The organism is Microbacterium hominis, assembly GCF_013282805.1.
GTDB lineage: Bacteria > Actinomycetota > Actinomycetes > Actinomycetales > Microbacteriaceae > Microbacterium > Microbacterium hominis_B.
On the sequence record NZ_CP054038.1, the window covers coordinates 3,595,718 to 3,615,716 of the forward strand.

Consider the following 19,999-nt stretch of genomic DNA (forward strand, 5'->3'; position numbering starts at 1 on the left):
ATGACCGCCCCCCTCCTGCAGGTCGCCGAGGTGCGTCTCGCCTTCGGCGGCCTGCAGGCCCTCGACGGGCCGTCGTTCACCGTCGACGACGGCGAGATCGTCGGCCTCATCGGACCGAACGGCGCCGGCAAGACGAGCCTGTTCAACTGCGTCAGCGGCCTCTACCGCCCGCAGTCCGGATCGATCCGCGTGGGCGGCGCCGAGGTGATCGGGATGCCGCGCCACCGCGTCGCCGGCCTGGGGGTGGGCCGCACCTTCCAGAACCTCGGGCTCTTCTCCACCCAGTCGGTGCTCGAGAACGTGCTCGCCGGCGCGCACCACACCACTCGCGGCGGCTATTGGGCGAGCGCCCTCGCAGTGCCGGGAATCGCCCGCACCGAGGCGGCGATCCGCCACGACGCCGCCGAGCTGCTGGAGGCCCTCGATCTCGGCGACGTCGCCCATCGCATCGCCGGCACCCTGCCCTTCGGCACTCTCAAGCGCGTCGAGCTCGCGCGGGCGCTGCTGGCCTCGCCGCGGCTGCTGCTCGTGGATGAGCCGGCGAACGGCCTCATCCACAGCGAGGTCGCCGAGCTCGGCACCACCCTGCGCGGCCTCGCCCGGGAGCGCGGCACCGCGATCCTGCTCGTCGAGCACCACATGGGTCTCGTGATGTCGACGTGCGATCGCGTCGTCGTGCTCAACTTCGGCCGACTCATCGCCTCGGGCAAGCCCGCCGACGTCGCCCGCGACCCCGAGGTCGTCGCCGCCTATCTGGGGGCGGCCGCATGAGCCTGCTCACCGTCGACCTCGCCCACGCCGGCTACGGTGCCGTACCCGTGCTCCACGACGTCGCATTCGAGGTGCCCGAGGGCGGGCGCCTCGTGATCCTCGGTGCGAACGGCGCCGGCAAGACCACCACCCTGCGCGCGCTCACGGGGCTCTGCACGGCGGTGGGAAGCATCCACGTCGCCGGGGCCGAGATCCGAGGACTCGCCACCCACCGCATCGCCCGGCGCGGCGTCGCCCACGTGCCCCAGGGGCGCGGGACGGTCCCCGACCTCACCGTGCGCGAGAACCTGCTGCTCGGGGGCATCACCCGGCCGCCGCGGGAGGTCGCCGGAGATGTCGACTTCTGGATGGAGCGCTTCCCCCGGCTCGGCGAGCGCGCCGCCCGGCCCGCCTCCGGGCTCAGCGGCGGCGAGCAGCAGCTGCTCGCGATCGCCCGCGCATTCATGGCCCGTCCGCGCATCGTGCTGCTCGACGAGCCGTCGCTGGGCCTGGCTCCGCTGGTGACCGCGGAGGTGTTCGCCGCGGTCGACGAGCTCGCGCGCGACCGGGGGACGGCACTGCTCATCGTCGAGCAGAACGCGCGCCTCGCGCTCGACATCGCCGACGAGGCCCTGGTGCTCGAGAACGGCCGCATCGTCACCCGCGGCACCGCCGCCGCCCTGCGCGACGACGCCGACGTGCGCCGCGCGTACCTGGGCGCATGACCGAGAGGAAGGACCGCGGGTGATCCTGCAGCAACTCGCCGACGGCATCGCGACCGGCGCCATCTACGGGGCGCTGGCCCTCGCGATCGTTCTGGTCTACCGGGCGTCGCGGACGCTCAACTTCGCACAGGGCGAGCTCGCCCTGCTCGGCGCCTACGTCTCGTGGCAGTTCACCGGCTGGGGACTCCCGATCTGGTCCGCGATGGCCGCGTCGATGGCCGTGCTCGCCCTGCTGTGCGTGGGCCTTGAACGGGTGCTGTTCCGCCCCCTCGTGCGCCGGCACCAGCACCTGCCGCTCATCATCGTGAGCCTCGGGCTCATGATCGCCATCAACGCCCTGATCGGCTGGATCTGGACCTACCAGACCAAGGAGGTGCCCGCCCTGTTCGGCACGGGCGCCGTCGATCTGGCCGGAACGGCGGTCTCGCGGCAGGACATCGGGATCGTGTTCGCGGTGCTCGGGGTCGCCCTGCTGCTGGCGGTGCTGTTCCGCTTCACGCGCACCGGGCTGCGCATGCGGGCCGCGGTCTCGGCTCCGGAGTCGGCGGAGCTGTCCGGTGTCTCCACGGGCCGGATGATGTCGCTCGGCTGGGCGCTGTCCGGCGCGATCGGGGCCGTCGCTGGCACCCTCATCGCCCCGGAGCTGTTCCTCCACCCCGGCATGATGGCGCCGGTGCTCATCTACGCGTTCGCGGCCGCGACGCTCGGCGGACTGGACTCCCCCGTCGGCGCCCTCGTCGGCGGCGTGATCGTCGGAGTGATCGAGAACCTCGCCGGCAGCTATCTGCCGGGCGTGGGCGGCGAGCTCAAGCAGATCTTCGCCCTCGTCATCATCGTCGGCGTGCTGCTCCTGCGCCCCCAGGGCCTGTTCGGACGAAAGGAGCTGGTGCGGGTATGACGCTGGCGACCCAGACCCTGCCCCGCGTCGGCCGGCCGCCGCGCACCTCGATCGTCGAATGGCTGCGCACCCCCCGCCCGCCGCTCGCGCCCCCGCGCTGGCTGCGCGTGATGCTGTTCGTACTCGGCGCGGTCGCGCTCGCGATCGTGCCGCTGGTCAACCCGAGCTACATCAACCTCTCCCTCACCCTCGTGATGATCTGGACGATCGTGGGCCTCGGCCTCAACCTGCTGGTCGGCTTCGGCGGGCAGGTCTCGCTCGGTCACTCCGCCTTCTTCGCCATCGGCGCGTATACGGTCGCGGTCGGCGGCGAGGCGGGACTCGGCCAGCTCCCCTCGCTCGTCGTCGCCGGCGCCCTCCCGTTCGTCGTCGGCTATCTCGTCGGCCTTCCCGCCCTCCGCCTGCACGGTCTGCAGCTCGGCCTGGTGACGCTGGCGCTCGCAATGGCGACGCCCGCCGTCATCCGTCTGCTCGAACCGCTCACGCACGGCAGCCGCGGCATCGCGATCGACGGCGATCCACCGCCGTTCGTGCCGCTGGCCCACGACCAGTGGGTGTACTACCTGGCGCTGGTGATCGCCGCCCTCGCCTACGTCGTCACCCGCCGTCTCGCGCGCGGGCGCCTGGGGCGCTCCTTCGTGGCGGTGCGCGACGCCGAACTCGTCGCGCAGACGCTCGGGGTCGACATCGCCCAGACCAAGACGCGCCTATTCGCGGCATCCGCCGTCTACGCGGGCGTCGCCGGCGGACTGTACGCGCTGCTGCTCGAGTTCATGGGTCCCGAGAACTTCGGTCTGCTGCTGTCGATCTCGTTCGTGACGCTGATCGTGGTCGGCGGGCTGGCCACGGTGCCCGGTGCCGTGCTCGGCGCGCTGTTCATCCAGTACGTGCCTCAGCTCACGTCGGCGATCAGCCCGGCAGCGACGGGCGCGGCCTATGGCCTGGTGCTCGTGCTGTTCGCGTTCTTCGTGCCGTTCGGGCTCGCGGGGCTCCTGCGCGGTGCGCTCGGTCCGGTGATCGCGAAGATCCCCGGGCGACGCTGACTCGAAGCCGGCAACGCAACAAAGTATTCACAAATTCCTGAAACAGGCGTACGCTCGCGCGCATGACCGATGTCATCCGCACGAGCGGCCTCCACAAGCACTACGGCCGCGTCCACGCCCTCGACGGGCTCGACCTCACCGTCGCCTCCGGTGAGATCCACGGCTTCCTCGGCCCCAACGGGGCAGGCAAGTCGACCACGATCCGCGTGCTGCTCGGCCTCGCTCGCGCGACCTCGGGCGAGGCATCCGTCTTCGGCCTGCATCCGTGGCGGGATGCCGTCGACATCCATCGACGCGTCGCCTACGTGCCCGGCGACGTGAGCCTGTGGCCGAACATCTCCGGCGGCGAGGCGATCGACCTGCTCGCCCGGCTGCGCGGTGCCGGGGCGCACGATCCGGGCTACCGCAGCGAGAAGGAGCGCCTCATCGAGGCGTTCCAGTTCGATCCGCGCAAGAAGGGCCGCGCGTACTCGAAGGGGAATCGGCAGAAGGTCGCCGTGATCGCCGCGTTCGCCGTGCCCGCCGAGCTGTACATCCTCGACGAGCCCACGAGCGGCCTCGACCCCCTGATGGAGGTCATGTTCCGGCGCGAGCTGACCCGCGTGAAGGAGGCGGGCGCCACCGTGCTGCTGTCGAGTCACATCCTCTCCGAGGTCGAGCAGGTGTGCGATCGCGTCTCGATCGTGCGCGCCGGGTCGATCGTCGAATCGGGCACGCTCGCCGAGCTTCGCCACCTGACCCGCACCGAGGTGTCGTTCGAAGGCGCCGATGCCGCCGTCGCGGCCACCCTTCCCGGCGCCCACGACGCGATCGTCGAAGAGGGCCGCGTGCGGTTCACGGTCGACAGCGACCAGATCGCGGGGCTCCTCCCCGACCTCGGCCGGCTCGGCGTGGCGGGGCTGCGGGTCGCGCCGCCCTCGCTCGAGGAGCTGTTCCTGCGCCACTACGGCGACGACTTCGCCGCGCTCGAGGGCCAGGGACGATGAACCTCGTCGGCACGCTGCTGGTGCAGCGGCTGCGCCGCGACGGCCGGCAGCTGCTGATGTGGACGGTGGGCACCGGCCTGCTCGCCTACCTCTCGTACACCGGGGTCGTCCAGTCATTCGGCTCCGCGCAGGACCGCACCGTGCTCATCGCCACCGCGCTGGCGAACCCGGTGATCCTGCTCTTCCGCGGACTGCCGTCGGGCACCGAGCAGAGCCAGGTGATGATCTTCCTGATCATGCCGTTCGTCGCGATGCTCGCCGCCTTCATGAGCACGTTCCTCGCGGTGCGGCACACGCGCGGCGAAGAGGAGCCGGGGCGCGCGGAGCTCATCTCCGCCACGCCCGCCGGGCGCACCGCGCCGCTGATCGCGACGACGATCCACGGTCTGCTCGCGAACGTGGTCCTGGCGGCGTTCGTCACGGAGGCGTTCCTGCTCACCGGCAGCGCCGTCGAAGGTTCGCTGATCGCCGGAACGGCAGCGGGCATGGTCGGCATCGTCTTCCTCGGCGTGGGGCTGCTCACCGCGCAGCTGATGCGCACCTCGCGGGGGGCGAACGCCGCGGCCGTGTGGACGCTGCTGATCGCCTTCCTCGTGTGCGGCTTCGGCAACGCCATCGGCACCCCGAGCGACGATCTCACCCGCATGGAGAGCTCCTGGCTCGCCTGGCTGTCGCCGTTCGGCTGGGCCGAGAACACCCGGGCCTTCGACGAGAACGCGTGGTGGCCGCTGGCCCTGTGCGCGGCGCTGTCCGTGGTGCTCATCACGGCGTCGATGGCACTGTCGGCGGCTCGCGACCTCGGGGGCAGCTTCATCGCCGAGCGCCGCGGCCGCGCCGACGCGGCACGCGGGCTGTCGTCGCCGGTGGGGCTCGCGTGGCGCCTCACGCGGGGCAGCATCGCGGGCTGGGCCGTGGGCGGGCTGGTGGTCGGGATCCTCGCCACGACCGTCGCCGACGTCGTCGGAGAACTCGGCTCGCAGAGCGAATCGATCGCCGAGATCCTGCAGGCGATCTCCGGCGGGGGCGATCTCACCCAGGCGACGATCACGACCTTCTTCACGATGCTCGGCATCCTCGCCGCGTGCAGCGCGGTGCAGATCGTCTGCCACGCACGCCAGGAGGAGGCGCACGGCACCGCCGAGCCGGTGCTGGCCACCGTCGTGAACCGCGTGCAGTGGCTTGCGGGGTTCATGGTGGTCGCCGCCATCGGCGTCGTCGCCGTGATCGTCGCGGCCATCCTGGGATCCGCGCTCGGCATCGCGACCCAGGGCGGCGACGGCGATCTGCTGTTCACCGTATGGGTCACCGGCGCCGGACAGGCGGTCGCGGCCGCGGTCTTCCTCGTGCTCACCGCCGTGATCTTCGTCATCGCGCCCCGGCTGACGATCCCGCTCGGCTGGACGCTCGTGATCGTCGGAATGGTGCTCGGCCTCTTCGGACCCATCTTCGGGTTCCCCGAGTGGCTCGCTAACCTCTCCCCCATCACCGTCACCCCGCTCGTGGTCGGCGATGACGTCGACCTGCAGGGGCTGTGGTGGCTGCTGGCGGTGGTCGCGGCGGGGGCGGCCGGGGCGCTCGCCCTCATGCGACGGCGCGAACTGGCGACGGCCGGGTGACCGCGGGCGGGGGCACGATGGACGACGACACGCGTGACAGCGGGGACGGACAGCCCCGTGATGACGGTGACACGGCGCATCCCGGCGCCCGTCATCCCGGTGCCGAAGCGGCCGAGCAGGCGGCCGCGATGCTGGCAGCCGCGGGGATGCCGCGCATGCCGGCCCGCGTGATGATGGCCCTCGTCGGCTCGCCCGACGAGGGCTACACGGCCGCCGAGATCGGCGAGCGCCTCGGCGTCTCGCCCGCGGCCGTTTCCGGCGCGGTGCGCTACCTGCAGACGCTGCGCCTGGTGCAGCGTCTCTCCCGCCCCGGCGACCGCCGCGACCGCTACGACCTCGCCGATGATGCCTGGGGTGGGGTCATCACCTCGAACGCGCCGATGTACGCGCGCCTCGGCGAGCTCATGGAGCAGATCGCCGACGACAACGGCGACGCACCCACATCGGCGACACGCGCCCGCACGAGCGCCGACTTCCTCCGCTTCCTGGCGGATCGGATGCCGCAGCTGGTGGTCGAGTGGGAGCAGACCCGCTACGACCCGTCGCCGGGCTCCGACCCCTCGTAGAGACCGACGTGGTTGCCGTCGGGATCGACGATGACCGCCCACCAGCTCGTCGGGCTGATCGGAGCCTTCTCCATGGCGACGGTCCCGCCCGCCTCGACGGCGGCCGCGACGGTGTCGTCGATCGAGTCGACCTCGACGTACGAACGCGGCTGGGTGAAGCCGTCGCTGCGCGGGGCGAGGCCGCCCCCGGAGATCTTGTTCGGCGCCTGCCACATGGGATACCCCTCGTAGCCGGGGACCTCGGCGATCTGCCAGCCGAACAGGGTGGAGTAGAACGCCTTCGCGTTCTCCATGTCGGTGACGGGGATGTCGATGTGCGTGATGTCGCCGTGGGCCATGATGGCTCCTTCCGAGACGGGCGGTCAGCAATCGGGCTCAGTCTGGCCCGCCCCTCCGACACCGGCAAGGGGCTTGCACCTCAGGCCGTGGTGCCGTCCATCACCTCGGCGCGCTCGCGCCAGCTGCGGGCGGTGACCCGGTCGAGGGCCACCTGCCGACGCAGCGCATCCGCCTTCTCGTACAGCGTCGGATCGCCGTAGCTGGTGAGCACCTTCACCAGCACCGGCAGCAGCTCGATCATGAAGAACAGCGCCGCGATGAGCCAGTGCGCCCACGCCAGGGTCGGCTCCCGCTCCGAGAGCCGCTCCAGCGCGCCGATCTGGCTGAGGAGCCCGACGGCGTCGGCGTTGCCCCCGGCCACCTCGGCGGCACGGTCGTTGTAGGCGGCAAGGGCGGCCTCGTACTGCGCGCGGGCGGCGGGGAGTTCGTCCGCGGCCTGCTGCTTGTTCTGCGCCTCCGCGGCGCCGGCCGCGGCGGTGCCCTCCGCCTGCGCGGCCGCGAGGTCGGCTTGTGCGCCGCTCAGTTCGGCGGCGAGCGTGTCGTACGCAGACTGCGCGGCGGCGAGCTGATCCTCGGCGGCCTCGGAGCTCGCTCCCTCGCCGGCGACGCCGGAGCAGCCGGTGGCGCTGTCGGCGCCCGCGCCGGTGAGCTCGCACTGATACAGCGCACGCGCCTGATCGATCACGACCTGCTGTTCGGCGAGCTTCGCCGTGAGGTCGTCGACCGTCTGCTGCGCCGACGCCGTCGCCCCCGACGTGGTGTCGGCACCGGCGACCACTCCGCTGGCGGCCTGGCTCTCGAGCGCCGCAACGCGCTCGCTCGCGGCATCCATGGCGAGCTTCTCGGGCCCGGAGGTGACGGCATCCTGGTCGGACTGCGCCTGGGTGAGGTTGGTCGTCGTCACCTCGCGCGCGATGTCGTTGTGGAACACCTGCAGCACCAGGGGCTCGGCCACGACGATGCCGATGATCGCCGCCATGATCACGCGCGGGATCGCGAGCCCGATGAGCCGCCAGATGTTGCGGGTCGAGCGCATCGTCGAGGTGAGGAAGCGATCGAGGTTGAAGATGATGAGCGCCCACACGATGGCCAGGGGCACCGCGAACCAGACCGCCGCCTGCACGCTGGTCGTCAGCGCGAACATCATCGAGATGCCCGAGACCAGTGCGGTCCCCGCCAGCACGAAGAACATCTGCACGAAGCGCGGCGTCTCGGTCGGCACCTCGTCGAGCACCGACCCCTCGGCGCCGCCGAGGATCGCCAGCCGCCGCGTCGCCGAGCCGCGTGCGCGACGTGGCCGCCGCGCGCCACGCGACGGGACCGCGGGCTCGGGCTCGGGCTCGGGCTCCGGTGCGGGCGCGGGCTCGGGCTCCGGCTGCACCTCGGCCGCGGGCTGCGGCTGCGGGTCGCGCTGCGCCTCCGCCGCCGGGGCCGCCGTGGCCGCCGGGGCCCCCGGGGCCTCCGGGTCGGCGCCGTCCTCAGGCTCCGTCGCGCCGGCCGGATCCGGCACGACGACGGGCTGGGTCGAGTTCATCGCGATGGCCTCGGCGAGGAGGTCGTCGGTCGACGGATACGGATCCTCCGGCCCCTCGCCTCCGCCCTCGCCTCCGCCCGAAGCGGACTCGGCCTGCGCGGCACGCACGTCGTCGAGGTACAGGTCCTCGGGCTGCGGGGCGTCCGCGTCGAACTCGATGCGACCCTCGGAACCGAACCGTCCAGGCCTGTGGGCGGAATAAGACATCGGGCCAAAATAGGGTCGCCACCTGGACGACCGGTGGGTGAATGCCCAGGACTTGTCCTATGCCCCCGCGGCGTCGAGGCCCTCGAGCAGCGCGTCGAGTGCCGGGCGCTGCCCCTTCACGAGGCGTGCGCGCGCGGCATCCACACCCGTCCACTCGGCGCGGTCGACTTCGGGGAACGAGGCCGTCCTGCCCGAACGCGGCGGCCACTCCATCTCGAACTCGCCGAACCGCATCCGGTCGAGGGAGAGTCCGGTGCCATCGGCGACGAACACGGTGACGCGCTTGCCCGAGGCGTAGGGAAACGTGCCGAGCTCCGCGTAGGGTCCCTCCGGCGGGGCGATGCCGAACTCCTCCTGGAACTCGCGACGCGCGGCATCCAGCGCCGCCTCCTCGCCGTCGACGAACTCCCCCTTCGGGATCGACCAGGCGCCGGCATCCTTCGCGGCCCAGAAGGGCCCGCCCATATGGGCGAGGAGCACCTCGACGCCGCCATCGGCGGTGAGTCGGTGCAGAAGGATGCCGGCGCTGGTGACGGGCATGCGCGAGTGTCAGCCCACGCGGGTCGCGGGCGAGACCGAGTAGGTCTGCTCCGGGTCGGTGACCGCGACGGGGGTGAGCGCCTCGTCGATCGCGGCCATCGTGTCGGCGTCGAGCACGACGCCCGAGGCCTTCACCGTGTCGTCGAGCTGCTCCGGGCGCGAGGCGCCCACCAGCGCGGCGGCCACGTTCTTGTTCTGCAGCACCCACGCGAGCGCGAGCTGCGGCATCGTCAGGCCCGCCTCGTCGGCGACGGGCTTCAGCTTCTGCACCGCGGTCAGCACCTCCTCGCGAAGGAAGTCGCGGATGAAGCGGTCGCCGCCCTTCTCGTCGGTCGCGCGCGATCCCGCGGGAACGGGCTGACCGGGCAGGTACTTGCCGGTCAGCACGCCCTGCGCCATCGGCGACCAGACGATCTGCGAGATGCCGAGAGCCTCGGAGGTCGGCACGACCTTGCCCTCGATGACACGCCACAGCGCGGAGTACTGCGGCTGGTTCGACACGAGCTGGAACTTCAGCTCCTTCGCGAGTGCGTGACCCTCGCGCAGCTGCTCGGCGGTCCACTCCGAGACGCCGATGTAGAGCGCCTTGCCCTGGCGCACGATGTCGGCGAACGCCTGCATCGTCTCCTCGAGCGGAGTCTCGTAGTCGTAGCGGTGGGCCTGGTAGAGGTCCACGTAGTCGGTGCCGAGCCGCGTGAGCGACCCGTTGATGGAGTCCATGATGTGCTTGCGGCTGAGGCCCGTGTCGTTCGGGCCCTTGGGGCCGGTCGGCCAGTAGACCTTCGTGAAGATCTCGAGCGACTCGCGGCGCTGACCTTTCAGCGCCTCGCCGAGAACCGACTCGGCGGCCGTGTTGGCGTAGACGTCGGCGGTGTCGAAGCTGGTGATGCCGAGGTCGAGGGCGCGATGCACGGTGGCCAGCGCCGCGTCGTCGCCGACCTGCGAGCCATGGGTCACCCAGTTTCCGTAGGTGATCTCCGAGACCTTGAAGCCGCTGTTGCCCAGATAGCGATAGTTGACCATCGTTCCAGGCTACTGCCGGCCGCGAGTGCCGAGATCTGCGCCTGCCGAGATCAGGTGATCCGCTGCGTGCAGCGCTTGCTGAGATCAGGTGATCCGCCGAGAACAGGCCGCTGCGGGCGCGCGTCGTCCTGTCTCCGGCAGATCACCTGTTCTCGGCCGGGAGGCACGCGGGGGCGAGTGGATGCCGAGGGCGAGTGGATGCCGAGGGCGAGTGGATGCCGCGCGCGAGTGGATGCCGCGCGCGAGTGGATGCCGCGCGCGGCGCGCAGCGGCCGGGCGGCCCAGCGGCCGGTCGGCTCCGCGGCCGGGCGGCCCAGCGGCCGGTCGGCCCAGCGGCCGGGCGGCTCCGCGGCCGGGCAGCTCAGCCGACGGGCGTCTGGTCGGCGACGCGCTGGTCGTCCTCGGTGGCGACGAGCTGCCCGCAGGCGCCGTCGATCTCCTTGCCGCGGGTGTCCCGGAGGGTGGTGGGGATGCCCTTGGCCTCGAGGCGTCGCACGAACTCGTCCTGCACGTCGCGATCGGAGGCGGTCCAGATCGAGCCGGGTGTGGGGTTCAGCGGGATGGGGTTGACGTGCACCCAGCCGCGCCCGCGCGCGTTGAGCTTGTCACCCAGGAGGTCGGCGCGCCAGCCGTGGTCGTTCATGTCCTTGATGAGCGCGTACTCGATCGATACGCGCCGGCCGGTCTTCTCGAAGTAGGCGCGCGCGGCATCGAGCGCCTCGTCGACCTTCCAGCGGGAGTTGACCGGGATGAGCTCGTCGCGCAACTCGTCGTCGGGTGCGTGCAGCGACAGCGCGAAGGTCACGGGGATCTCCTCGGCCGCGAGCTTGTTGATCGCCGGCACGAGCCCCACCGTCGACACCGTGATGCCGCGCGCGCTCATTCCCATGCCGTGCGCCTTGTCGGTCATCACGCGCACGGCCTGCATGACGCGGGCGTAGTTGGCCAGGGGCTCGCCCATCCCCATGAAGACGATGTTGGTGACCCGCTCGCCCTCGTGACCGAGCTTGCGGGGGTCGCCCAGTCCGCCGTCGGCGATGAGACGGTTGGCGCGCACGACCTGGTCGACGATCTCGGCCGCCGACATGTTGCGGGTGAGGCCGGCCTGGCCGGTGGCGCAGAACGGGCAGTTCATGCCGCAGCCGGCCTGCGACGAGACGCACAGGGTGATGCGGCCGGGGTAGCGCATGAGCACGGACTCGACGAGAGCGCCGTCGTGGAGCTTCCAGAGGAATTTGATCGTGTCGCCGCGGTCGGTCTCGAGGCGGCGCACCTCGGTGAGCAGAGGCGGCAGCAGGCCTGCGACGAGCTCTTCCCGACCGGATGCCGGCAGGTCGGTCATCTTCGCGGGATCGCCGGTGTAGTGCGTGAAGTAGTGCTTCTCGAGCTGCTTGGCGCGGAATCCGGGGAGTCCGAGCTCCTTCGTCTTGGCGACGCGATCCTCATGGGTGAGGTCGGCCAGGTGCACCGGCGGCTTGCCCCGCTTGGGGCTCGCGAACTGCAGGAGGGGCCGACCCTCGGCATCCTTCTTCTGCGACCAACCCTCGGTCGCCGGACGAACCTGGCGCACGCGCGGGGTCTCAGCGGAAGTCATGCCTCTCAGGGTAGGGGACGCACCTGCGTGAAGGCTGGCCCCGACGCGGTCCTAGAGTTGCGCTGTGGTACCCGCAGAGAACCTCATCGCCTTCGCCGCGGCGGCGCTCGTGCTGATCGTGATCCCGGGACCGAGCGTGCTGTTCACGATCGGGCGCGCGCTGGCGCTCGGCCGCCGCGGCGGACTGCTGAGCGTGCTCGGCAACGCCCTGGGCCTGCTGCCGATCATCGGCCTGGTCGCGATCGGCGTCGGCGGGCTCGTCGCCCGCTCGGTCGTGCTGTTCACCATCCTCAAGATCGTGGGCGCCGCCTACCTCGTCTACCTCGGCGTGCAGGCCATCCGTCACCGTCGGTCCTCGGCTGCGGCGGGCGCCGCGGTCGCGCTCCCCCGCTCGGCGTGGCGCCAGCTGGGCGAGGGGTTCGTCGTGGGCGTGACCAATCCCAAGACGATCGCGTTCTTCGTGGCGGTGCTCCCCCAGTTCGTCGATCTCGATGCGGGCGCGGTGCCGCTGCAGATGGTCACGCTCGGGCTGGTCTTCTTCGCCATCGCGGTGCTGTCCGACGGCGCATGGGCGCTCGTCGCGGCGAGTGCGCGCACGTGGTTCGGCCGTTCCCCGCGCCGCATCGAGACGCTCACCGCGACCGGCGGCGGCATGATGATCGGCCTGGGCGGCATCCTCCTGTTCACCGGCGCCTCGCACTGACGCAGCGCCGGCCGCGGCACCGGCCCCCACTCCCACTCCCACTCCCACTCCCACCCCCGACCCCATTCCCACCCGCGGGCGTTCCCCGCGCGCGCGTACGATCGACACCCATGACGGCCTCTCGCATCGCCTTCCTGGACGTCGACGGCACCATCCTCGATCACGGCAGCTCCGTCGCCGCCTCCACGGTCGCCGCGATCCGCGGTGCCCGGGCCGCCGGGCACCTGGTGTACCTGTGCACCGGACGATCGGCCTCGGACATCCACCCCGACGTCGCCGCCATCGGCTTCGACGGCGCGATCACCAACGGCGGCGCGTACGCCACGAGCGCAGGTGCAACGGTGGTGGATCGCACCATGCCGCCCGAGGCGGTCGACCGGCTCCTGGCCTGGGCGGAGCGCACCGGGTACCTCCTGTTCCTGCAGTCCTCCGACGCGATCTTCGCCTCCGCGTCGACCGGCCGCACCGTCGAGAAGCTCATGCGCCGCTGGGGGATGCACCACGACCGCGACGAGCCGCAGTCCTCGCCGCAGCGGCCGCCGATGTTCCACGACCTCGCCGTCGCCGACCGCTCGCGCATGGCGAAGGCGGTGTTCCTCAGCGACGACACCGACGCGGTGGAGCGGGCGCGCGCCGATCTCGGTGACGCGTTCCATGTGGTCCCGGGAAGCATGCCGCTGCCGGGCGGCTCGAACGGGGAGATCGGGCTGCGCGATGTCACCAAGGGCTCCGCGATCGCAGACGTGCTCGCCCACCTCGCGCGCGACGCGGCCGACGCGATCGGCATCGGCGACAGCTGGAACGACGTCGAGATGTTCGAGGTGTGCGGCGTGGGCATCGCGATGGGCAACGCCGATCCCGCCCTCAAGGAGATCGCCGATGAGGTCACCACGAGCGTGCGCGAGGACGGCGTGCACGCCGCGTTCGTGCGGCACGGCCTGATCTGACGCCCGCGCGGCACCGGGGCACGGCCCCCTGCCGTGCACGCGGACCTCGGAGTAGCGTGAACCGGGTGGACGCTGCGACGCGCCGCGAACTCGACGACCTCCGCCGTCGAGCCTATGGACCGCAGCCCGACATCGACGACGCGGGGATGGCCCGCCTCGCTCTGCTCGAAGACGAGGCGAGACGGGATGCCGCGCCCGCGGCATCCCCCGGGGCGAGGCCCGCGGAGCGGGCGGCGCGCCTCGCGCCCGCCGGGACGCTCCCCGCCGGGACGACCCCCACCGGGACGACCCCCACCGGGACGACCCCCACCGGGGCGACGGCCGCCGCGCCCGCGACGGCCGCCGCCACCACCCCGGCGCACGCCGCGCCTTCAACGCCACGACGGCGCGCGCCGCTGCTGCCCATCGCCCTCGCCGTGGCGGGGCTGCTCGTCGCGGCGTATGCGACGCCGCTGCTGGTCGAAGCGGCGGCTCCGGCATCCGCTCCCGACCCCACCCCCGCCGCGACCGCGTCGGCGACGGCGGCGATGCGAGCGCCCGGCATCCCCGCCGCGGCGGCCACCCCGCTGATCTCGATCCGCCTCGAGGGCTCATTCGGGCGACGGATCGACATCCGGCGACCGCGCGAAGCCGGCGCCGAGCCCATCATGGGCGAGACCCCGGCGTTCCCCTCGCAGCGCCCCCTCGCGTGGGCGCTCGATCTCGGCGATTACTACGGATGGGAGCTGTGGATCGCAGGCGGGCTGCCCACACCGGGAGTGATCGACGACGACCGCGAGCACTGCGTCCTGCTGCGGCGCGACGCCCAGATCCGCGGCGACTGCGAGCCGCTCGTGGCCAAGGAGGCGGGTGCCCTGCACGTGACACTCGACGGCGTCGACATCCCGGTCGCCGAGACCCCCGCCGAGATGGAGCCGTTCCAGGAGATCCGGTTCTGGTGGCTCGCCGACGGCACCGTGCGGGTGGTGCTCGGCGACTTCGACAGCCGCCGCCCGTAGGCGCCCGCCCCGCCGCTGGCTGCTAGTCGAGGAAGATGTCGGGGAACAGCGCCTCGTCGGGGGTGCCGGGAACCGCGGCGTAGCCCGAGAAGTCGGTCACCCCGGCGGCTTCGAGCACGTCTTCGACGACGAGCGTCTGCCCGGTGTACTCCCGCGCCGGCTTCGTGACGATCTCGTACGCGGCGTCGGCGTAGATCTCGGGGGTGCGGCTCACCTTCATCATGCGGTCGCCGCCCAGCGAGAACTGCACGGCCGCCGTCGCGATGGTGGTGCGGGGCCAGAGCGTGTTCGCGGCGATGCCGGCGTCGGCGAACTCGGCCGCGATCCCGAGCGTCGCCATGGTCATGCCGTACTTTGCGAGTGTGTAGGCGGTGTGGGCGCCCAGCCACCGCGGCGAGATGTTCAGCGGCGGCGACAGCGAGAGGATGTGGGGGTTCGCCGAGTCGCGCAGCACCGGGATCGCGGCGCGGCTGAGCATGAAGGTGCCGCGCACGTTGACGTCCTGCATGAGGTCGTACTTCTTGGCGTCCAGGTCGACCGAGCCGGACAGGTCGATGACCGACGCGTTGTTCACGACGATGTCGATGCCGCCGAACTCGCCCACGGTTTTGAGCACGGCCTCGGTCACATCGTCGTCGTTGCGCACGTCGCCCACGATCGGGAGAGCCTGGCCCCCGGCATCCCGGATCTGCTCCGCCGCCGTGTGGATCGTGCCCTCGAGCTTCGGGTGAGGGGTGTCGGTCTTGGCCAGCAGGGCGACGTTCGCGCCGTCGCGGGCGGCGCGCAGCGCGATGGCGAGGCCGATGCCGCGGCTGCCGCCGGACATGAGCATGGTCTTGCCGGCGAGCGGCTTGTCGGTGGTGTCGGTCATGATCGGCTCCTTCAGGCCCGGGACTTGCGCGATGCTGCGGCGAATGCGGCGACGCGGGCCTTCGACTCCGCGGTGTCGAAGGCGGCGCCGATGGTGGATGCCTCGTCGTCGAGATTCTCGGAGAACGTGCGGTCCGCGCCGGTGCGCACAAGCCGCTTGGCCTGCCCGAACGCGCCGGCCGCGTTCTCGAGCCAGAACCGCGCGATCTCGGCCGCGCGCACGGCGGGGTCGTCGGCCACCTCGGCCACCAAGCCCCAGTCGAGAGCGGTCGCGGCGACGATCGTCTCGTCCTGCAGCAGCAGGCGCAGGGCACGGCGGTGTCCGATCGCCCCGGGCAGCAGGGTCGAGACGCCAAGATCGGGGGTGAGCCCGATGTTGGCGTACTTGCTCACGAACTTGGCGCCGGGAGCGGCCACGATGTAGTCCGCCGTCAGCATGAGACCGAGGCCCCCGCCGGCCACGGCGCCCTGCACTGCCGCGACGATCGGCTTGTCGGAGCCGACGAAGGTGGCGATGCCGTCGTGGATCACGTGCGCCATGCGGGTGATGGTCGACCCGGGCTCGCCCGAGGCCGCCATCGCGACCACGTCGCCGCCGGCGCAGAAGGCCGGCCCCGCGGCATCCATGATGATCGCGCCCACCGACACGTCGGAGGTGAGCTCGTGCGCGAGCGAGCGCCAGCGCTCCCCCATCTCGAAGTCCATCGCGTTCAGGAACGCGGGACGGTTGAAGGTGATGCGGGCCAGCGCGCCGTCGCGCTCGAGGAGGATCGTGTCGCTCATCGGTGCTCTTCCGTTTCGCTTGCGGGGGTCATTTCGGCGCCATGCGGATGGCGCCGTCGAGGCGGATGGTCTCGCCGTTGAGGTAGCCGTTGTCGACGATGTGGGCGACCAGCGCCGCATACTCGTCGGGCCGGCCGAGACGCTGCGGGTGGGGCACCTGCTGGCCGAGGGAGTCCTGAGCGGCCTGGGGCAGGCCCATGAGCATGGGGGTCTCCATGATGCCGGGTGCGATCGTGACCACGCGGATGCCGTGGCGGGCGAGCTCGCGCGCGATCGGCAGGGTCATGGCGTGCACGCCGCCCTTGCTCGCCGCGTACGCCGGCTGGCCGATCTGCCCGTCGAAAGCGGCGACCGAGGCCGTGTTGACGATGACGCCGCGGTCGCCGCCGTCGGTCGGCGCGGTCCGGGCGATCGACGCCGAGGCCTGGGAGATGACGTTGTACGTGCCGATGAGGTTGATGCGGATGATCCGCTCGAACGCGTCGAGCGGTGTCGGGTTGCCCTCGCGGTCGAGCACCTTGGCAGGCGGAGCGATCCCCGCGCAGTTGACGACCACGCGCAGGGGCGCGGCGCCGGCCGCGATCTCCACGGCGGCGGCGACCTGCTCCGGGTCGGTGACATCGGCGGCGGCGAACGTGCCGCCGAAGGTCGCGGCCGCTTCGGCACCGGCGGAGGTGGGCAGGTCGACGATCGTGACCGCTGCTCCGGATGCCGCGAGGCGGCGTGCGGTGGCCAGGCCCAGTCCGCTCGCACCGCCGGTGACGAGCGCGGAGGCTCCGCTGATGTCCATGTGTTCTCCTTCGAACGGCGGAATTGCATCTCACCCTACGCGACACCCAGTCTCAACGACCACCAGGGTGCCCGCCCCTCAGCGTACCCGCGCGCCGCAGCGGCCCGCCCCCGTTGGCAGCAGGCCCCCCGCCCTGCCAGAATCGGCGATCATGAGCCTCCTCCTCAGCGTCGTCGATGTGTTCGTCGATGAGTCCGGCGAGCACGGGAATCCGCTCGGGATCGTCTGGTCGTCGGCATCCACCCGCGGCCGGGAACAGGAGATCGCGCGCGACGCCGGCTTCAGCGAGACGATCTTCATCGACGAGGTCACCGCGCACGACGCCCGCGCCCGCATCTTCACCCCGTCGCGGGAGCTCCCGTTCGCCGGGCACCCGACGGTGGGCCTCGCCGCGTGGCTGCGCGACGCAGGCGACGACATCCGCTCGCTCACGGTGCCCGCCGGGCGGGTGCGCGTGCGTGCAGAGGGCGACCTCGTGTTCGTCACAGCCAGGCCGGATTGGGCCCCCGACTTCGACCTCGAGCAGCTTGATTCCCCCGAGGCGGTAGAGGCGGTCGACCCCGACGCGTACGGGTTCGGCGCGCACTACGTGTGGGCCTGGCTCGACGAGCACAAGGGCCGGGTTCGCGCGCGCATGTTCGCGCCGAGCCTCGGTATCCGCGAGGACGAGGCCACCGGCGCCGCCGCCGTGCGGCTGAGCGCGGCCCTCGGCCGCGGCCTCGACATCACGCAGGGGGCAGGCTCGCGCCTCTCCACGCACGTGCGCGATCTCGGCCGGCAGGTGGAGGTCGGCGGCCGCACGTCGGGGGCGCGCACGCGCGAGCTGTGACCGGGGCGCGCCGCGGGCGCGCGCTCAGGACCAGACGAAGCGGAACGTGCCCGCAGCCACCGCCGCCGCGATCGCGAGCGCCATGATCAGGCTCCCGCCGGCGACGGCGACGAGATCGCGCCGGTGCAGCCGCGACGGCCTCGACCACGTGCGCGGGATGCCCGACCCGAAGCCCCGCGCCTCCATCGCCATCGCGAGCTTGGTCCCGCGGCGCACCGCGAAGACCAGCAGCACGAAGGCCATCGAGAAGAAGCGGCGCAGGGCTCCGGCATCCCCCACTCCCCGGGCGCGGCGGGCGAGGCCCATGCTCCGCCAGTCGTCGAGGAACAGCCCGAGCGTGCGGGTGCCGGCCAGCACGCCGAGCACGAAGCGGCTCGGCAGCTTCGCCACCTGGGCGAGGGCGTCGGCGAGCTCGGTGGGATCGGTGCGCCCGAACAGGAGGATCGTCGGCAGCCCGAGGGCGACCACGCGCAGCGACACCGCCATCGCGAGCGCGATCGAGTCGTCGCTGATCGTGGCGTACCAGAACGACCAGTAGACCTCGCCGCCCGGTTCGGCGTACAGCAGCATGCTCACCCCCGCGACCGGCGCGAACAGCACGATCGGGAGCATCCGCAGGGCCACGGTGCGCAGGGCGAGCCCGGTCAGCGGCAGGCACGCGAGCTCGAGGGCGATCGCGACGAGGGCGCTCGTGGCATCGATCGACGCGAACAGCGGCACCGACAGCAGCAGCGCCAGCAGGATCTTGGTGACCGGGTTCACCCCGTCGAGCCACGTCATGCCGCACCGCTCGAGAGAGTGAGGGCGCCGGGCGCGAGGGCGATGCGGTGGCCACCGAGGTGGTGGAGCACGTCGGCGTCGTGGGTCACGGCGACGACGGTGGTGCCGCGGGCGATCTCGTCCTGCAGCAGCGCGACCAGCTCGATCCAGCCGCGGCGGTCCTGCCCGAACGTCGGCTCATCGAGCACGATCACCGGCGGCGCATCGGCGAGCACGGTCGCGACCGAGAGGCGGCGCTTCTGCCCGCCCGACAGGGTGAAGGGGTTCGCGAGCGCGAGGGGGGCGAGGTGCAGGCGGTCGAGCAGGTCGTCGACGATGCGGTCGACCTCCGCCGGGGCGACCTTGCGCGACCGTGGTCCTATGGCGAGCTCGTCGCGCACGGTCTGGGCGAGGAACTGGTGCTCGGGCTCCTGGAACACTGTGCCGATGCGGGTCAGCAGTTCCCGCGAGCGCCAGCGCGACGGGCGCCGTCCCGAGCGGGCGGCGAGGTCGGGGGCCGCGACCACCTCGCCCGCCGCCTCGGGCAGCAGGCCCGCGAGCGTCAGGGCGAGCGTCGACTTGCCCGCGCCGTTGGGGCCGGTGATCGCGGTTGCCGCGCCGCGCGGCACGCGCACGTCGAGATCCCGCTGCACGATCCCCCGTCCGTCGCGGGAGATCGACAGAGTGGATGCCGCGAGCGCGGCATCCACCGAGGGATCGACCTCGGGCAGGACGGGCAGGTCGACAGCGCGTCCGGGCACCCAGACGCCGGCGGAGGCGAGGGCGGTGCCGTGCGCGGCGAACACCTCGTCGGGCGCGCCGTCGGCGAGCAGGCCGCCGTCGGCGCCGACCACGATCACGCGGTCCATGAGGTCGGCCCACACGGCGGTGCGGTGCTCGATCACGATGAGGGTGGCGCCGGTCTCGGCGACGGCGTGCTCGACGGCGGCGCGCACCTCGGCGACGCCGTCGGGGTCGAGGTTCGCGGTGGGCTCGTCGAGCAGGAGAACTCCTGGCCGCATCGCGAGCACGCCGGCCAGCGCGAGGCGCTGCTTCTGACCGCCGGAGAGGGCTTTCGTCGCCCGCGAGGGCGGCACATCGAGCCCGACCGCGCGCATCGCCTCGGCGACCCGCGCCGGGATCTCCGCCGCCGGCACACCGAGGTTCTCGCAGCCGAACGCGACGTCGTCACCGACCTTCGAGAGCACGACGCCCGCGTCGGGGTCCTGCAGCACGAGGCCGACGCGACCGCGCTGCGCCTCGGGCCGCTCTCCGTCGACGAGCAGCGCACCCGACTCGTGGCCCTCGTCGGCGCCGCCGAGCAGCCCGGCGATGCCCGCCAGCAGCGTGGACTTGCCCGCTCCCGAGGCGCCGAGGAGCAGCACGCGCTCGCCCGGCTCGATCGTGAACGTGACGTCGGCGACGGCCGGCGCACGCCGCCCGGCGTAGCGCCAGCCCCACCCCGCCGCGGTGACCCGGGCCGGGTGACCGCCGGTCAT

21 protein-coding genes are annotated in these 19,999 nt (G+C 72.3%); 11 read left to right on the forward strand and 10 right to left on the reverse strand.

Annotation, left to right across the window (positions count from 1 at the left end):
- The 7 genes from HQM25_RS16075 to HQM25_RS16105 all read left to right on the forward strand — a co-directional run bounded on the left by HQM25_RS16075 (position 1) and on the right by HQM25_RS16105 (position 6,584).
- A complete protein-coding gene (locus HQM25_RS16075) occupies positions 1-771 on the forward strand; it encodes an ABC transporter ATP-binding protein (RefSeq protein ID WP_172991146.1) in 771 nt (256 codons plus the stop codon).
- Entirely contained in the window at positions 768-1,475 is a 708-nt protein-coding gene (locus tag HQM25_RS16080) for an ABC transporter ATP-binding protein (RefSeq protein ID WP_172991147.1), read from the forward strand. The genes HQM25_RS16075 and HQM25_RS16080 overlap by 4 nt, the downstream gene beginning before the upstream one ends.
- A gap of 19 nt (positions 1,476-1,494) precedes the next feature.
- On the forward strand, positions 1,495-2,373 hold the full coding sequence (locus tag HQM25_RS16085; RefSeq protein ID WP_217275160.1) for a branched-chain amino acid ABC transporter permease: 879 nt from the start codon (positions 1,495-1,497) through the stop codon (positions 2,371-2,373).
- Positions 2,370-3,416 (forward strand): branched-chain amino acid ABC transporter permease, encoded by a 1,047-nt coding sequence (locus tag HQM25_RS16090; RefSeq protein ID WP_172991148.1) that lies wholly within the window; start codon positions 2,370-2,372, stop codon positions 3,414-3,416. Before HQM25_RS16085 ends, HQM25_RS16090 begins: the two co-directional genes overlap by 4 nt.
- A 62-nt stretch (positions 3,417-3,478) precedes the next feature.
- Positions 3,479-4,402, forward strand: coding sequence for an ABC transporter ATP-binding protein (locus HQM25_RS16095; protein ID WP_172991149.1), 924 nt, complete (start codon positions 3,479-3,481; stop codon positions 4,400-4,402).
- Positions 4,399-6,018 carry an ABC transporter permease gene (locus HQM25_RS16100; protein WP_172991150.1) on the forward strand — a complete coding sequence of 540 codons (1,620 nt, stop codon included), beginning with the start codon at positions 4,399-4,401 and terminating at the stop codon, positions 6,016-6,018. The genes HQM25_RS16095 and HQM25_RS16100 overlap by 4 nt, the downstream gene beginning before the upstream one ends.
- Before the next feature lie 17 nt (positions 6,019-6,035).
- On the forward strand, positions 6,036-6,584 hold the full coding sequence (locus HQM25_RS16105) for a GbsR/MarR family transcriptional regulator (RefSeq protein ID WP_172991151.1): 549 nt from the start codon (positions 6,036-6,038) through the stop codon (positions 6,582-6,584).
- Here the strand turns inward: HQM25_RS16105 and HQM25_RS16110 are convergent.
- From HQM25_RS16110 to rlmN, 5 genes are all read right to left on the reverse strand, one after another.
- The gene (locus HQM25_RS16110; RefSeq protein ID WP_172991152.1) at positions 6,551-6,922 is read right to left on the reverse strand and encodes a VOC family protein; all 372 of its coding nucleotides are present in this window, start codon (positions 6,920-6,922) and stop codon (positions 6,551-6,553) included. The two genes, HQM25_RS16105 and HQM25_RS16110, sit on opposite strands and share 34 nt — an antisense overlap.
- 80 nt (positions 6,923-7,002) lie before the next feature.
- The gene (locus tag HQM25_RS16115; protein WP_172991153.1) at positions 7,003-8,664 is read right to left on the reverse strand and encodes a DUF4407 domain-containing protein; all 1,662 of its coding nucleotides are present in this window, start codon (positions 8,662-8,664) and stop codon (positions 7,003-7,005) included.
- 57 nt (positions 8,665-8,721) lie between these two features.
- Positions 8,722-9,204 (reverse strand): NUDIX domain-containing protein, encoded by a 483-nt coding sequence (locus HQM25_RS16120; RefSeq protein WP_172991154.1) that lies wholly within the window; start codon positions 9,202-9,204, stop codon positions 8,722-8,724.
- A 9-nt stretch (positions 9,205-9,213) separates the two neighbouring features.
- Complete coding sequence (locus HQM25_RS16125; protein WP_172991155.1) at positions 9,214-10,227, reverse strand: aldo/keto reductase family protein; 1,014 nt, start codon at positions 10,225-10,227, stop codon at positions 9,214-9,216.
- 361 nt (positions 10,228-10,588) lie between these two features.
- Complete coding sequence (gene rlmN / locus HQM25_RS16130; protein WP_172991156.1) at positions 10,589-11,821, reverse strand: 23S rRNA (adenine(2503)-C(2))-methyltransferase RlmN; 1,233 nt, start codon at positions 11,819-11,821, stop codon at positions 10,589-10,591.
- 64 nt (positions 11,822-11,885) lie between these two features.
- Here rlmN and HQM25_RS16135 point away from each other — a divergent pair, with 64 nt between their 5' ends.
- From HQM25_RS16135 to HQM25_RS16145, 3 genes are all read left to right on the forward strand, one after another.
- Positions 11,886-12,524 (forward strand): LysE family translocator, encoded by a 639-nt coding sequence (locus tag HQM25_RS16135; protein WP_172991157.1) that lies wholly within the window; start codon positions 11,886-11,888, stop codon positions 12,522-12,524.
- Between the two features lie 110 nt (positions 12,525-12,634).
- Positions 12,635-13,471 carry a Cof-type HAD-IIB family hydrolase gene (locus tag HQM25_RS16140; protein ID WP_172991158.1) on the forward strand — a complete coding sequence of 279 codons (837 nt, stop codon included), beginning with the start codon at positions 12,635-12,637 and terminating at the stop codon, positions 13,469-13,471.
- Positions 13,472-13,536: 65 nt separating this feature from the next.
- The gene (locus HQM25_RS16145) at positions 13,537-14,469 is read left to right on the forward strand and encodes a hypothetical protein (RefSeq protein WP_172991159.1); all 933 of its coding nucleotides are present in this window, start codon (positions 13,537-13,539) and stop codon (positions 14,467-14,469) included.
- Between the two features lie 22 nt (positions 14,470-14,491).
- Here the strand turns inward: HQM25_RS16145 and HQM25_RS16150 are convergent, their stop codons facing one another.
- Genes HQM25_RS16150 through HQM25_RS16160 form a run of 3 tightly spaced genes read right to left on the reverse strand, consistent with a single transcriptional unit; the run spans position 14,492 to position 16,912 of the window.
- Positions 14,492-15,340: an SDR family oxidoreductase gene (locus tag HQM25_RS16150; protein WP_172991160.1), complete on the reverse strand. Its 849-nt coding sequence runs from the start codon at positions 15,338-15,340 to the stop codon at positions 14,492-14,494.
- A gap of 11 nt (positions 15,341-15,351) precedes the next feature.
- A complete protein-coding gene (locus tag HQM25_RS16155; RefSeq protein WP_172991161.1) occupies positions 15,352-16,122 on the reverse strand; it encodes an enoyl-CoA hydratase/isomerase family protein in 771 nt (256 codons plus the stop codon).
- Between the two features lie 28 nt (positions 16,123-16,150).
- Complete coding sequence (locus tag HQM25_RS16160; RefSeq protein ID WP_172991162.1) at positions 16,151-16,912, reverse strand: SDR family NAD(P)-dependent oxidoreductase; 762 nt, start codon at positions 16,910-16,912, stop codon at positions 16,151-16,153.
- Between the two features lie 151 nt (positions 16,913-17,063).
- Here HQM25_RS16160 and HQM25_RS16165 point away from each other — a divergent pair, with 151 nt between their 5' ends.
- Positions 17,064-17,741, forward strand: coding sequence for a PhzF family phenazine biosynthesis protein (locus HQM25_RS16165; protein ID WP_172991163.1), 678 nt, complete (start codon positions 17,064-17,066; stop codon positions 17,739-17,741).
- A gap of 24 nt (positions 17,742-17,765) precedes the next feature.
- On the opposite strand, the gene HQM25_RS16170 is transcribed toward HQM25_RS16165, so the two are convergent.
- Entirely contained in the window at positions 17,766-18,521 is a 756-nt protein-coding gene (locus HQM25_RS16170) for an energy-coupling factor transporter transmembrane component T family protein (RefSeq protein ID WP_172991164.1), read from the reverse strand.
- The gene (locus tag HQM25_RS16175; protein WP_172991165.1) at positions 18,518-19,999 is read right to left on the reverse strand and encodes an ABC transporter ATP-binding protein; all 1,482 of its coding nucleotides are present in this window, start codon (positions 19,997-19,999) and stop codon (positions 18,518-18,520) included. The genes HQM25_RS16170 and HQM25_RS16175 overlap by 4 nt, the downstream gene beginning before the upstream one ends.